Origin of the sequence: Gymnodinialimonas ceratoperidinii (assembly GCF_019297855.1) — a bacterium.
In the GTDB taxonomy this organism is placed as follows: domain Bacteria; phylum Pseudomonadota; class Alphaproteobacteria; order Rhodobacterales; family Rhodobacteraceae; genus Gymnodinialimonas; species Gymnodinialimonas ceratoperidinii.
This window is the reverse complement of record NZ_CP079194.1, coordinates 1311637-1324399: the sequence shown is the minus strand read 5'-3', so window position 1 is coordinate 1324399 and position 12763 is coordinate 1311637. Positions and strand designations below refer to the sequence as shown.

12 protein-coding genes are annotated in these 12763 nt (G+C 60.4%); 5 read left to right on the top strand and 7 right to left on the bottom strand.

The annotated features are described in order from the left end of the window. Positions 1-4: 4 nt before the first annotated feature. Both KYE46_RS06465 and KYE46_RS06460 read right to left on the bottom strand, forming a co-directional pair. Positions 5-706 carry a glutathione S-transferase family protein gene (locus KYE46_RS06465; protein WP_219004288.1) on the bottom strand — a complete coding sequence of 234 codons (702 nt, stop codon included), beginning with the start codon at positions 704-706 and terminating at the stop codon, positions 5-7. Further along, positions 693-1301, bottom strand: a complete 609-nt coding sequence (locus KYE46_RS06460; RefSeq protein ID WP_219004286.1) for an NAD(P)H-dependent oxidoreductase — start codon at positions 1299-1301, stop codon at positions 693-695. Before KYE46_RS06460 ends, KYE46_RS06465 begins: the two co-directional genes overlap by 14 nt. Positions 1302-1434: 133 nt before the next feature. On the opposite strand from KYE46_RS06460, the gene KYE46_RS06455 reads away from it, so the two are divergent. Further along, complete coding sequence (locus tag KYE46_RS06455; RefSeq protein ID WP_219004285.1) at positions 1435-1809, top strand: winged helix-turn-helix transcriptional regulator; 375 nt, start codon at positions 1435-1437, stop codon at positions 1807-1809. Next, positions 1802-2671, top strand: a complete 870-nt coding sequence (locus KYE46_RS06450) for a halocarboxylic acid dehydrogenase DehI family protein (protein ID WP_219004284.1) — start codon at positions 1802-1804, stop codon at positions 2669-2671. Before KYE46_RS06455 ends, KYE46_RS06450 begins: the two co-directional genes overlap by 8 nt. A 738-nt stretch (positions 2672-3409) precedes the next feature. Here KYE46_RS06450 and KYE46_RS06445 read toward each other — a convergent pair. The 5 genes from KYE46_RS06445 to KYE46_RS06425 all read right to left on the bottom strand — a co-directional run bounded on the left by KYE46_RS06445 (position 3410) and on the right by KYE46_RS06425 (position 7847). Next, positions 3410-4669 carry a hypothetical protein gene (locus KYE46_RS06445; RefSeq protein WP_219004283.1) on the bottom strand — a complete coding sequence of 420 codons (1260 nt, stop codon included), beginning with the start codon at positions 4667-4669 and terminating at the stop codon, positions 3410-3412. A gap of 86 nt (positions 4670-4755) precedes the next feature. Next, positions 4756-5625 carry a hypothetical protein gene (locus KYE46_RS06440; protein ID WP_219004281.1) on the bottom strand — a complete coding sequence of 290 codons (870 nt, stop codon included), beginning with the start codon at positions 5623-5625 and terminating at the stop codon, positions 4756-4758. A 405-nt stretch (positions 5626-6030) separates the two neighbouring features. Then, positions 6031-6624 carry a hypothetical protein gene (locus KYE46_RS06435; RefSeq protein WP_219004279.1) on the bottom strand — a complete coding sequence of 198 codons (594 nt, stop codon included), beginning with the start codon at positions 6622-6624 and terminating at the stop codon, positions 6031-6033. 262 nt (positions 6625-6886) lie between these two features. Then, positions 6887-7366, bottom strand: a complete 480-nt coding sequence (locus KYE46_RS06430; protein ID WP_219004277.1) for a helix-turn-helix transcriptional regulator — start codon at positions 7364-7366, stop codon at positions 6887-6889. A gap of 121 nt (positions 7367-7487) precedes the next feature. After that, on the bottom strand, positions 7488-7847 hold the full coding sequence (locus KYE46_RS06425; protein ID WP_219004275.1) for a hypothetical protein: 360 nt from the start codon (positions 7845-7847) through the stop codon (positions 7488-7490). Between the two features lie 663 nt (positions 7848-8510). Here KYE46_RS06425 and KYE46_RS06420 point away from each other — a divergent pair. The 3 genes from KYE46_RS06420 (at position 8511) to KYE46_RS06410 (ending at position 12723) form a co-directional block, all read left to right on the top strand. Next, entirely contained in the window at positions 8511-10475 is a 1965-nt protein-coding gene (locus KYE46_RS06420; RefSeq protein ID WP_219004273.1) for an ATP-binding protein, read from the top strand. Positions 10476-10612: 137 nt separating this feature from the next. Next, on the top strand, positions 10613-12283 hold the full coding sequence (locus KYE46_RS06415) for a PAS domain-containing sensor histidine kinase (protein ID WP_219004272.1): 1671 nt from the start codon (positions 10613-10615) through the stop codon (positions 12281-12283). Positions 12284-12339: 56 nt separating this feature from the next. Continuing rightward, positions 12340-12723, top strand: a complete 384-nt coding sequence (locus tag KYE46_RS06410; RefSeq protein WP_219004270.1) for a response regulator — start codon at positions 12340-12342, stop codon at positions 12721-12723. The last annotated feature ends 40 nt before the right edge of the window (positions 12724-12763 follow it).

Below are 12763 nucleotides of genomic sequence, written 5' to 3'. Positions count from 1 at the left end.
TGCCTCAAGCCTTGAACCGGGCGGCATTGGCCGACGCGGCGGCCTCGATGTCGCCCTTGCCGAATGCCGAAGGACGCGGCTCCGGCAGTTGCAGCGCTTCCTGCACTCTCGGCATCGCATCAAGTCGGTCGAACCAGGCTTGAAGGTTGGGCAAGCCATCGATTTCTACCGTCGCCCAGAAATAGCTCCGCGCCCACGGGTATGTGGCGATGTCCGCGATCGACATCTCGCGGCCCACCAGCCAATCGCGGCCCTCAAGCCGCGTATCCAGCACCTCAAGCAGCCGGCGGCTTTCGGTCACGTAGCGGTTGATGGCATAGGGCACCTCGTCGCCATTGGGCTTGGCGATGCGCTGAAAGAACATGGCCTGCCCCATGATCGGCCCGATATGGCCGACCTGAAAGAAAAGCCATTGCAGTGTCTCGGACCGCTCCACCGGATCAGAGGACAGGAACCGCCCGTATTTCTCGGCCAGGTGCCACAGGATCGCGCCGCTTTCGAAGATCGCGCGCCCCTCGGCCCGGTCCCAGATCGTCGGGATCTTGCCGTTGGGGTTCATCTTCACATAGTCGGGTGCGTGCTGCTCCTTCTTCGAGAAATCGACGTTGACCAGGTCATAGTCGATCTCGGCCTCGTGCAGGAAGATGAGCGGCTTCCACCCGTTCATTGTGTTCGCGGTGTAGAGGACAATATCAGGCTGCGACATTTTCAGCCTCCGCAAATACCTCAGCGAGATGGGCATCGAAGCGGTCGAAGTCGGCGTCAATCTGAGGGTTCTTCATCACGTCGAAGGCGGCAAAGGTCGGGAGCGGGCTCATGTCGAAGAACCGGGCGTTCAAGTGCATCGGGCGCAGCAGATCGTCGACGCTACCGCCCTCGAAGAACGGCTCTGCCGCATCATCGAAAGCCTCGCGCGGGGCATTGAAAGTGACCGACAACATGTACTTGGTGCCGGTCAGCGACCCGCCCATGCCGTAGTTCGCCTTGGGCGCCTCTGGGGTGCGGCCGTCTCCTCTGGTCAGGCGACCGTCCATGCCGATGGTGTAGACCTCGTCCATGTACTTCTTGAACGACCACGGCACGCCCATCCAGTTGACGGGGAACTGCATGATGACCGTGTCGGCCCAGATATGGTTCTCGACCTCCGCATTCGCGTCATAGCCTTCGGCGACGGTGGTCACGCGTACGCTATGGCCCTGCGCTTCGAGAAAGGCGCGGGCGCGGTCCACCAGCGTGGCGTTCAACTTACCGGGGGCGAATTCGTAGGGCTGCGCCCCGTTCAAAATCAGGATGTTGCTCATGATTGTTTATCTCCTTCATTCCTTGTGGAGCCCGCTTGACTTGCCGGCCGTTCGAGGGGAAATTGCGAGCACAGGAAGCTAAAATCAACTAGTATACTTTTAGTAACCTTAAATTTCGGATTGGAGATCTGGCATGCGCGCAAGAGTCGAAAGCGACGCACGGGGACGGCGGCAGGTCCATGATGCCTGTTTCGAGCCCTGTTCGATCGAAAAAGGGATGCGGATCATCGGTGGGAAATGGACCGGGTCGATCCTGTGGCACCTCAAGGATGGCCCGGTGCGGTTCAACGATCTGGCCCGGATGGTGGGGGGCGCTTCCAAGAAGATGATCACCGAACGCCTGCGCCAGCTTGAAATGCAGAATTTGGTCCGACGCGAGGTCATGGATACTGCGCCGGTGTCGGTGCAATACGAGATCACCGAGTTCGGGCGCAGCGCATTGGGATTCCTCGACGAACTTCGCAAATGGAGCGAGGGGTTGCCGCAGGACATCCACGCCGATGGTTGATCTTCCCCGGCTGAAACCCGACCCGATCCCCGCGATCAATCCAGTCCCGGAATTCGCCGTCAGCGGTGCGCGCGCAGCGGTCTACGAGCGCACCAAGGCCGGCCTTGGCGTCCCCTGGATGGGCGTGGTTGCCATGGCATTTGCGCATTATCCCCGTTTCTATGACACCCTCTGGTCGGCCATGGAGCCAATCACGGGGACAAAGGCGTTTGAAAAGGCCTGCAGGTCCCTGCGGGATGTCGCCGAGCGGGAGGCGGAAGCATTGGAGCCCTCGCCCCTGGTGTCCCAGTTATCGGCGCATCGGTATGGCGCGCAGGAGATCGAAGACATCCGAGCCTGCAACGAAATCTTTTCCAGCGGCAACATGCCATACGTTCTGATGGCGACGCTGGCGCGGCATCTTCTGGAAGGAAACCCGTGGCGGGGTGGTGGGGACCTCGACCGCACAACGGCTACCCGACCGAACGTTCCCAAACCGGCCCTGATGGAGCCGCACCACGCGTCAGACGATCTCGCGGCACTTTACGATGACCTCCGCGCGGCGCTCGGGTTGCCCTTCGTCAACACCGACTATCGGGCCTTCGCCCGGTGGCCCAGCTATTTCACCATGGCCTGGAACGACCTCAGTCCTCGACTGTCCGAAGCGCAGTACGCAAATAATGTAGAACGCGTCCACCACGCGGCGGTCGACCTTGCCGCCTCGCTGCCGAACATGACCGGAATAACCCCGGACGAACTGCGCGACGCGGCCACATCCGATGCATCGTTGGAAGAGGTCCTGTCAGTGGTGAGGTTGTTCCAGTGGCTCTTGCCGGGTCTGGCCGTGAACGTGGCGTTTTTCCGAAGCCAATTGCAACGTTAGTCCAGCGTATTACCTAGATCTTCGGGCCGAGTGGATCAGCTTGCTCCGCCCCCGAGTGGCGCCACTACGCCTACACCTCAATTTCGCTGCCGCAAAGAAACTGCGCCAGCGACGAGCCGCACTGCCGCGATTGGCCTCTGAGCTACCCCCTGAAATTCGGACACTGACATAAGATCTGCAGTCTGCCGACCCTCGACGAGAAGGAGATCAGACATGTCGAAACGGAGCAGCACGCGCCTGAGTTCAAGGCGAAGGTCGCGCTGGAAGCCCTGAAAGGGGAGGAGACGGCTGCTGAGCCGGCAAGCGACCCGAAGGATCCATTGCGCGCCGCCATCTGCGCGTCGGAAGAGCCACAGTCCACCTACATCGGGATATTTCCCGGGAGGCGCCGACCGGACGAACGCGGACGTAAGCTTGTTCAGTTCTCGGCCCATTCTATCCACCCTTCTATCCACCCCTATACGGGGCATAGACTGGGCCTTCATGCATCAAGGTGGAACTGACGAATGTTCGTAAGAAATTGAGATAGATAGATTATGAGCGATCACGAGACGTTGTGACATTAGCCTTCAAGGCTCGCCGCCCGCACCACTCGCTTCGCTCTTGTACATTGCTGCCGATGAACTCGGGACATGAACCCGATCTCGCCACCCGTGCCCAAGGGCAATCACGATCGACATTTCCAGCGACATGCCTGCTGTCGCGACGCGCAGATCGCGGGGGGGGATCCACACTGGTCTACCCAAGCGTCGGTGCTCCGCGGTCGAAACGCGCGTGATAGATGCGATAGTCCTCGTGCTGGAGACAGCACCGCTCCTCGTAGCGGGCACGCATGTAGTAGATGCCGTTCACGAGAAGCAGCGCCAGCGTACCGCCGACGGCGCTGCCGAGGCTCGTGCCCAGAACCGGGATCTCGATCATCCAGTAGGAAAGGTTCTTCGACAGATAGGCCGGGTGCCGCGCGAAGCGATAGGGGCCGCTACAGACCAGCCCACGGTAGGTCAGGTTCGAGAACCGATATCCGAAGGAAACCGTGCTGAGCGCGTAAACCGTCATCAGCAGCAAGATCGCGCTCCCCCAAATAACGTAGTGCACGCTGTTTTCCGCGAACACCGTGCCCCAGACGATGCCATCGCTGTAGCTCAGGTAGTTGCGGTTGATCAGTTGCCAGAAGGGGACGTAGCAGATGATGCAGAAGAGCCACCCACCCGGTGTTCTCTCGGGGAAGCGGACATGGGCGTTCAACAGCCGGAACCCGCAAAGGTATCCGATGGTGCCGAAACAGACATCGACCAGCAGAAGAAGTTGATAGCCGATTTCGTAGAAACCGCGGAAATCCGTGATGCTGAAAGGCGTGGCGCTCAGACGATTCCAATCGCCGATCCCGAAACCCACCATGATCGGGACGAAGAACCCCTTGATGGCGAGACCGAGCATGTGGTCACGCACCTTCGCGGGGTCGCCCTGGGCCCCGAAAGTGAGGCAGGCGCGGCCGAACGCCGCCAGCCCGTCGTCACGGTCTTCGGCAAGAAAATGGAACACCACGATGTACAGGAGGACAACCGGCGCCGCGGCAGGCAGCCAGACGAGGAGCGCCGCGAAGGTAGTGCGATACCAGGTGTCGGCGTAGAGTGGCAGGAAACTGTATGCCCCCCAAAGGATCAAAGCACTTCCTGCCAGTCCCGCGCCCTTATAGGCCAGCAGGGCGAATGATCGGCGGGTGAACGCATTCGCGCAGGTCAGCGGGCCAACGTCGGGCTGACGGTACACTCGAAACAGCAGCCCATCGCAAAGTGCCATGACGAAAAAGATCACGGCGCAGGCCATAAGATAGCCATCGCGACCGGTGAATGCGTGCTCCCCCCGTGCAAGGATGAAACATGAGATCAGAGTCAGCAGTCCGACATAGCCCGTAAGAGCAGGTTGGGCGTTGCGGATATCGCGTTCCGACACGGCATCAGCCGCCGCCACTTGCCGCCTCACGAGCGCATCCGCCATCGTGTCGATCCTTCCTTGTGACCCGGTGCCGCTGACTGGAAAGCCCCGGCCGCGCCAGGGCGGCCGGGGCGCTCATGTTCACACGTTCAATGCGCGGCAGCGCTGATGATTGCGGACTGGGTCGTGGCGATCCGCATCGCCCCCTGCCCCACTTCCACCGGCCCGGAGACGGACACGCAGACGGTGCGTGACATCAATGAGGCGGACGACTCGAAGCGGATGCTGTGGATCTCGAGGCTGCCCGCGACAACGGCGTCGTGGACGACGCCCACGGGAATGCCGTTGGCATCGAAGACCGCGTATCCGTTGAAGACGTCGGAATTACCGCCGTTGGCGCAGCGTGGATTGCCACCGACCCGGGTGACCGGGGCGACGAGTCCGCCTGACGTGCCGGATGTGCCCGAGGTGCCGCTGGTACCGGACGTGCCCGAGGTGCCGCTGGTGCCGGAGGTCCCTGAGGTCCCGGATGTACCGCTGGTACCGGAGGTGCCGCTCGTTCCGGAAGTGCCCGAGGTGCCGGACGTGCCCGAGGTGCCAGAAGTGCCGCTGGAACCGCTTCCCGAGGTGCCGCCCAGAATGCTGCCGACCCCGGAAACGCTGCCGCCTACCAGGCCGCCGACGCCGCTGCCACCTTGAGACCCCTCGCTGAGGGCGTTGCCGACACCGGAAACCGTATCCCCGACACTGCCAACCGCGTCCCCAAGGCCGCCCCCGACAGCATCGCCCAGGTCGCTTACCGCGCCACCTACGCCGCCGCCGCTGCCAATGGAGCCGCCCACGGCGTCACCGACACCGCTTACCACATCGCCAAGCCCCCCCAGGAGATCCGCTTGCACCTGGCTCGGCGTCAGCGCGCCGCCCAGGCTGACGGCCCCGAACCCACCAGCCAGCAATACCGTGTAAATTTTTTTGCGCGATTTCCGGAAGTTTTCGCGGCTGAATTCTGAATGTAACACTTTTATGCTCCGTGTCCTTTGCAATAGATCAACCGAATAGCGCCCTCCTTGGCGCGGTTTCATTCGGCCAGCTCAGCGCCGAGCGAACACGTCCACGAGATTGCAGAAACAGGGCCTGCCCCACCTGCCCTGTATTTCCCTGTAGCGCGTACAGGTATCTACAATCCCATTCGTCCAATGGTTGCCCAATCGAGTTTCCATAAAACTCGCCCGAAGCTCTCGCAGGTCGAATTGGTGTGAACGTTGTCATTCGACGCTTTCACTCTTCGAAGGTGCGAATTACGCAGCGGGGCGGTCCATTATACTCGGGTACCATCGGCCGATAGTACGATTGAGAAGACCTCGGATCGTGGATGGTACTTCCGACCTAATGGAACTCTTCAATCGATGTCCCAGCGGATCAATTCAGCCCCCAAGCCTAATTAATGAGCGCTTTGCAAAAAAATTGTCCAATGCGGAATTTAGGGCCAGGCACGTCGATTTCCTGCTTGCCGGCAGCTTGAGAGACGCATCCGCGATCGCTGCGCGTTCACAGGAGAGGTCGTGGCATCCGAACTGCGTCGAAGCGATGACCACGGGGACATCCGGCTGGCGCCGCCGGAAGCCGATCAGCCGGTCGATATCGCTGGCGATGTTGACGAAGACCGCTAGGTCAACGACCAGCAACCGGTCCGTCCGAGGTTGTCCGGCCAGCAGCACCTCTGCCTGCGCGTGATCGCCGACCGCGCCCAGGTACCGGCAGTCTCTCTGGAGCCAATCTGCATGGGCGAGCAGCGGCGATCCCGGATTGGCAACCAGCAGGATGACCGTGTCCCGAGCCATCTGGGTAGGCAGCGACCCGCTTTCCTTCTCTCTTGCAACCCGCGCATGGTGGCGGAATTCGGTCTCTTCAAGAAAGGACCGCGGCGCGCGGCCCTCATTTGCCGCGGGACCTTTCTCTGCGGCGCGCAGCCGTGTCAGGCGCGGATACCGTGTCGTGGGGAAAAATATGTTCTGCATGCCGATACTCCTGAGAGGAGCGCGCGGCGCCCCGGTCCTGGCCGGTGGCTGTCACCGTGCGGGTTATCGAGAATGGGGGGCGGTTCAACGAGTTACTGGGGGGTAGTTGAACGGCCAGCCCACTCTCGACCCTTGTAGAATGGACAGAGCAAAACCGCGCCGACTATCGGTCTCGCGGCCTAAAACCAACCTGTCATCACAAAGGACGACGCCGCGGATCGGCAAAGCAGGCTTTGCGGACGTGGGTAAAGTTCGTTCAGGATCAGACCCTTACGCCGTCCAGCATGTCCTCGACCACGAAGGAGACCAGTTGCTGACGGTTCGACAAGCCGCTCTTGCGAAATATCGAGCTGACCTGGCTCTTGGTTGTCGATTCGCTGGTATTTCGGTAAATCGCGATCTCGGCGTTGCTGAACCCCTTGACCACGAGCAGGCCCACCTCGCGCTCGGACTCCGACAGGTTCCACGTGGAGAAAAGGCCCTCCACATGGGTCTGAAACTGGCCCGAGGCCGCCTCCAGACGCTCCTCCACCCCATTGATCCGGCGCAGGTTCGGGATGAGCAGCATCACGGTGGCGAGAACGCCGAAGACCATGCCGAGGCTCGCCAGCACTTCCATGATCTCGAAGTACTCCCACGGGATCCGGACGGAAGACCACGCGAAGAGGTCCGCCAGCGTGCGGAACGTGAAGAACGATGCACCGGCCACCTGGATCGCCAACGGTGGCACGAGCGCCCACATGACGGGCGTGGCAAAACTGTACGGCCTCGATGGCTTCCGCTCCCCCTCCCCGTCCGGCGGATGAACGGAGATTGCTTCGGCCTTGCATTTGGTAAAATCGGCTCGTTTCAATTTTGCCTCTTTAAGGGCTGATTACCTCGAGCACTGTATCCCGAAGGACCAGTCCGCCACTTTGACTGAAAATGATTTCTCGCAGTTGCACCTGGTTGACGGCGAGAATTCTGATCCGGTTGAGGAGAGTCCTTGAAACCGACCGGATCTGATACCCTTGTCGGTCAAGCGTTCGAATGACTTCAAGGTATCTGTTTTCAGTAATTTCATCGACGGTAATATCTACGTGCTCGGACCCGGCATCATGGGCGATAACGGGGGTAACGAATAAAAAAAATGCAACAAGAATTGCACGAAGCAACCTGCTGCTTCGAAAGCGTACTTTTGGCAGAAACATGACCGAACTCGGAACTGGCACTGTATCGATCATAGTGGCTAGCAACTCTGGTGGAAAGTAACATCAAGCTAGGAAACCGCCGATGGTATGAGAATAGTACTTTCGACCTAAAGCGCGAAATTTTCGTTTGTGCAGTTGGACAAGGCGGCTTGCGCTAAAACTGTTCGCGACGGCAAGCGGCCCGCGAGGATGAAGAACCCCACCTGCGGGCTTTGCGGGGAAACTGCAAGGCAACCGGTGAGATCCGTGGTGCAGCCGATCTGGCACGCGCGGCGCTGAGAACCGCCATCCATCACTATACTCTCGCCTGTATTATCACTCCCACGCGCTCCGACGTGCGTCGCGCCAGCCGCGGCTCTTGCTGCGCCCTGTCCTGCCGCCGCCTCGCCTTATCCCGGCGTCCAGGAAATGCGCATCCGCGGCAAGCGGCGCGCCGGTAGTTGCATCAGAGTCGCACTTTTGCCCGCGTATTGCCCATTTCCCTTTCGAATGAGACAGATGGCGCTTGCAGAGTTGATCGCTCAGTTATCCACAGGTACCTTGAGAAGGTTGTTAACGATCATTTCTTGGCCCTGCGACGAGGTCCGGATCATCGAAAACTGTAAATGTCGCGCTCGTAAGTGATGATCGGGGTTCATTGCCATGAAATACTTTTGGACAGCGGTGCCGCACACGGCAAACATTGCCGTCGTCGCAATGGCGATTTTCTTGGGGCTGATCCTCGACCGCTCCAATGTGAACCGATATCTCGCGGAACAGCAATTCGATGTTCTCGAAGATACCTATGAGCTTCAGGTCGCGCTGGAGCTGGAAATCAGCGAAAAGCTCTGGCTGACCGAGGGCTTGGTCTCGGCGATTGCCGCGCAACCCGAGATGAGCCAGGAAGACTTCAGCCGGTCCGCCGCACAGCTCTTTTCCGCCACGGAAGACGTGATCAACGTCGCCGCCGCCCCTGATCTGGTGATCGACTATATCTATCCTGTCGCCGGGAATGAATCCGCGCTCGGTCTCGATCTGGCGCGTCAGGCAAACCTGACCGGCGCCGTGCGCGAAGCCATCGACACTGCGCAGACGATCTTTACCGGCCCCGTGGAGCTCGTTCAGGGTGGTCAGGGCTTCATCACCCGGGCGGCCGTGTTCCTGCCATCGGCCGAGACGGACGACTCCGCGCTTTGGGGGATCGTGTCGCTCGTCATCGATGCGGAAGGTCTCTTCGTAACTGCGGGTCTCGACGATGCGCTTTTGCCCAACGAATTCGTTGTGCGTGATGGCACCGGTCGTGTTTTGGCAGGCGATCCCAATGTCTCCTTGATGGAGCCGGTCGCCATTCCAGTGACCGCGCCCGGCGTCGGTTGGGTGTTGGAAGCCGCGCCACGCGGTGGGTGGTCCACCTCGCCTCCGAACCGGGCGAGCATCTGGCTTGCCGTGGCGCTTGTGACGCTGGCGCTTCTGGCGCTTTACCGCGTTCTGCATTGGGCGTTCGACCGCAAGGTCGAGGCCGAGACGCAGCTTGAAGAGGCCGTGGAGGCGCTCAGCGATGGTTTCGCGCTCTATGATTCCGAGGGCCGGTTGACGATGTGCAACCAGACCTATCGCAACTTCTTCCCCACATCCGCCGACCTTCTGAAACCCGGCACCCCGTTCGAGGATATCCTGCGCCGCGGCATCGAGAATGGCCAATATCCAGCCGCGGTGGGCCGCGAAGATGAATGGATCGCGGAACGGATCGAAGCCCATCGCAATCCCACCGAACCGACCGAGTTCAAGACCCCTGATGGCCGTTGGTTGCGGGTGGAAGAGCGCCGCACGCCCTCTGACAGCATCGCGGGCGTTCTCGTGGACATCACCCAGTTGAAGCAGGCCGTGGCCCGCTCTGCGGCGGCAAATGCGGCGAAGACCGACTTCCTGAATACGGTCAGCCACGAGTTGCGCACCCCGCTTTCGGTGATCCTGGGCTACAACTCCTTCATGCGGAACCTCAGCGCTCTGCCGAGCTATCGCTGGCTCAAGGATGACATCAAGACCGAAGACCTGGGCAATCGTCTGACGACATTCTCCAACGATATCAAGAAGTTCTCGGACCAGATCGAGACTTCGGGCAAGCATCTGATGGCGCTGATCGCCTCTGTGCTCGACATCGCCGCGATCGAGGAAGGCACGCTGCAGCTGAACCCCGAGACGCTGAACATGGACGAGACCCTGGCCGAGGTTGTCAGCCAGATGCAGGTGGTCGCGCAGAAGAAGGGCATTGCGCTTACGGTGGAGAGCGAGAATGGCGACGTTTGGGCCGATCCGGTGCGTTTGCGTCAAATCCTGCTCAACATCATCGGCAATGCGATCAAGTTCACCGACGAGGGCGCCGTGCAGGTCCGCAGCTATCTCGAGAACGGGCGCTCCTGCGTCGAAATTCGAGACACAGGCCCCGGCATCGCGCCGGATATTCTCAGTACGATCTTCGACCGATTCCGGCAGGCCGATGAGACCAGCAGCCGCAAGCATGGTGGTATCGGGTTGGGTCTTTCCATCGCCAAGGAACTGGCAGAGTTGCACGACGGCTTCATCGAGGTGGACAGCACCCTTGGCGAAGGGACAACCTTCCGCGTCGTGCTGCCATCGCAGGAGCCCGACAGCGACGGACACTCGAAACAAGATGTTGCCTAAAGGGTAGCACGTTGATGCTTTCAACCCGACTTAATTTAGCCCAACTCTCTGGCCAAAGTCAGTTAACGAAACGAGGCACGGACAACGATCCAACCCACGGTTTTGACTAGGTATATTGAGTATTTTTGAGGCGAGTCATGAGCAGGTTTAGTAAACGGACATTGGCAATCTTGGTGCTCGGCAACCTGCTGATCGCGTTCTCTTTGCCCTTTAGCCTGCACAAGCTTGTCCCTGCCCTCGAAATCAACAGCCGCGCCGACTTCGCAACTTATTTCCTGGTCTCCACTGCAGTGGTCGGCCTGATCGCCGCCGTCAGCCTGAGCGCGGCCCACGCCAGCAACCGACGCGCTACCTCGGCGCTGGTTGGCGGCTACGCCGATGCCATCGGCCTGCGCGACCGGGCGCTGGACCAGCACACCATCGTCAGCACGACCCATCCCGACGGCCGGATGAAATCGGTGAACGAGAATTTCGTCCGCACCTTCGGCTACGATGCGTCCGAGCTTTTGGGCAAGACGCCCGCGATGCTCTACGTGGACGACGATCAGGGGCCGAGCTTCGAGGATGTCCTCGCCATCGCGGCGCGGGGCAAGGTCTGGAAAGGCGAACAGCGCCTGAAGACGAAAGACGGCAATGTCGTTTGCGTCGCCACCACCATCATTCCCCGCTTCGACCACAACGGCGTACACACCGAAAGCGTGTCGATCCGCACGGACATGACCGCGGCGCAATCCCACGCGGCGGATGAAAGCCGGAACGCACTGATCGAGCGCCTGCCCGACGGCGTCTTCGTCTATGACGCCGAGACCTACAAGATCATCTACGTCAATGCCAACGGGCGCGAGCGTCTTGGCTGGACGTTCGAGAGCATGTCAGAGAAGTCCATTTTCGACACCTTCCAGGACTTCGACCAGGGCATGTTCCGCCGCTATCTCGAGCCTCTGAAGATTGGTGAGGCCAAGCAGGTGACCCTCCGCGTCGAGCACAAGATCGGCCCGCTCGAGATCCTGACCCACTTCGATACCGGTCCCGACGGACGCCGCAGCCTGATCTCGGTCGTGCGCGACATCTCGGACCGTGTGGAAGCCGACAAGATGAAGCTGACCTCCGTGTCCACGGTGAGCCACGAGCTGCGCACGCCGCTGACGTCGATCAAGGGCGCGCTCCGCCTGCTGGAATCCGGCGGCGTCGGCACGATGAGCGACAAGGCGCAGCACATGATTGCCATCGCCAACCGCAACAGCGATCGCCTTCTGGCATTGGTCAACGACATCCTTGTTCTGGAGAAGATCGAGGATGGCGAGATGACCATCGCGCTGCAGGAAGTGAACCTGCTCGACCTGCTGGAGGAGGCCGCCGAGAACCACGCGTCCTATGCGGAGCAATCCAGCATCCAGTTCAAGGTGCATGCCACCGATCTGCCGGCCGTCGTGCAGGCCGACCCCGACCGCATGATGCAGGTTCTTGCGAACCTCATGTCGAACGCCGCCAAGTTCTCCCCCACCGAGGGCACCGTGAACCTTTATATTCAGGACGCCGGCGATGCATGGCGCATCTGCGTCGAAGATCACGGGCCCGGCATCCCCGAGGCGGCCCGCAAGACGCTGTTCGACAGCTTCTTCCAGGTCACCGCCGATGCGCGCTACTCGCGGCCCGGTACCGGCCTTGGCCTGACGATCTCGAAGCGGATCATGGAGTTGCATGGAGGATCAATTTCCTTCAACACCGAGATAGACCGTGGCACAATCTTCTACTGTGACCTCAAGAAGCTGGTCAGCGCGGAAGTCGAGAAAGAAGCTGCTGCATGAGCAATCTACTTCAATTCCCGGGCAATCCCCGAGCCTCGGGGACAAAGGGAACATCTATGCCGAAGCTGAGCACCATCCTGCACGTTGATGACGATTTCGACATTCGCGATATCGTTCAGATGTCGCTGAGCATGGACGACTCGCTGACGTTGTATCAGTCGAGTTCCGGGCCCGAGGCTCTGGATTTTCTCGCCACGACGCGCCCCGACCTTCTTCTGCTCGACGTGATGATGCCGGGCATGACGGGGCCGGAGCTTTGGGCGAAGATCAAAGCCCTCCCCGAAGGCTACGCGGAAATTCCGACGATTTTCATGACCGCCAAGGCGGAAGACTCCCTCTCAAAAGAGCTTCTGCAACAGGGCGCGATTGCCGTGATCACCAAGCCTTTCGATCCCATGAGCCTGGGGCCCGACATTCGCTCGGCTTGGGAAAAACAGTAAGCCTTTGCGATAGATCGAGATTTTGAGGCGGGCCACTGGT

What these genes read in the sequence shown, in the direction of transcription:
- KYE46_RS06465 (WP_219004288.1), bottom strand. Translation starts at nt 706, where the DNA reads ATGTCGCAGCCTGATATTGTCCTCTACACCGCGAACACAATGAACGGG.
- KYE46_RS06460 (WP_219004286.1), bottom strand. Translation starts at nt 1,301, where the DNA reads ATGAGCAACATCCTGATTTTGAACGGGGCGCAGCCCTACGAATTCGCC.
- KYE46_RS06455 (WP_219004285.1), top strand. Translation starts at nt 1,435, where the DNA reads ATGCGCGCAAGAGTCGAAAGCGACGCACGGGGACGGCGGCAGGTCCAT.
- KYE46_RS06450 (WP_219004284.1), top strand. Translation starts at nt 1,802, where the DNA reads ATGGTTGATCTTCCCCGGCTGAAACCCGACCCGATCCCCGCGATCAAT.
- KYE46_RS06445 (WP_219004283.1), bottom strand. Translation starts at nt 4,669, where the DNA reads ATGGCGGATGCGCTCGTGAGGCGGCAAGTGGCGGCGGCTGATGCCGTG.
- KYE46_RS06435 (WP_219004279.1), bottom strand. Translation starts at nt 6,624, where the DNA reads ATGCAGAACATATTTTTCCCCACGACACGGTATCCGCGCCTGACACGG.
- KYE46_RS06430 (WP_219004277.1), bottom strand. Translation starts at nt 7,366, where the DNA reads ATGTGGGCGCTCGTGCCACCGTTGGCGATCCAGGTGGCCGGTGCATCG.
- KYE46_RS06425 (WP_219004275.1), bottom strand. Translation starts at nt 7,847, where the DNA reads ATGATCGATACAGTGCCAGTTCCGAGTTCGGTCATGTTTCTGCCAAAA.
- KYE46_RS06420 (WP_219004273.1), top strand. Translation starts at nt 8,511, where the DNA reads ATGGCGATTTTCTTGGGGCTGATCCTCGACCGCTCCAATGTGAACCGA.
- KYE46_RS06415 (WP_219004272.1), top strand. Translation starts at nt 10,613, where the DNA reads ATGAGCAGGTTTAGTAAACGGACATTGGCAATCTTGGTGCTCGGCAAC.
- KYE46_RS06410 (WP_219004270.1), top strand. Translation starts at nt 12,340, where the DNA reads ATGCCGAAGCTGAGCACCATCCTGCACGTTGATGACGATTTCGACATT.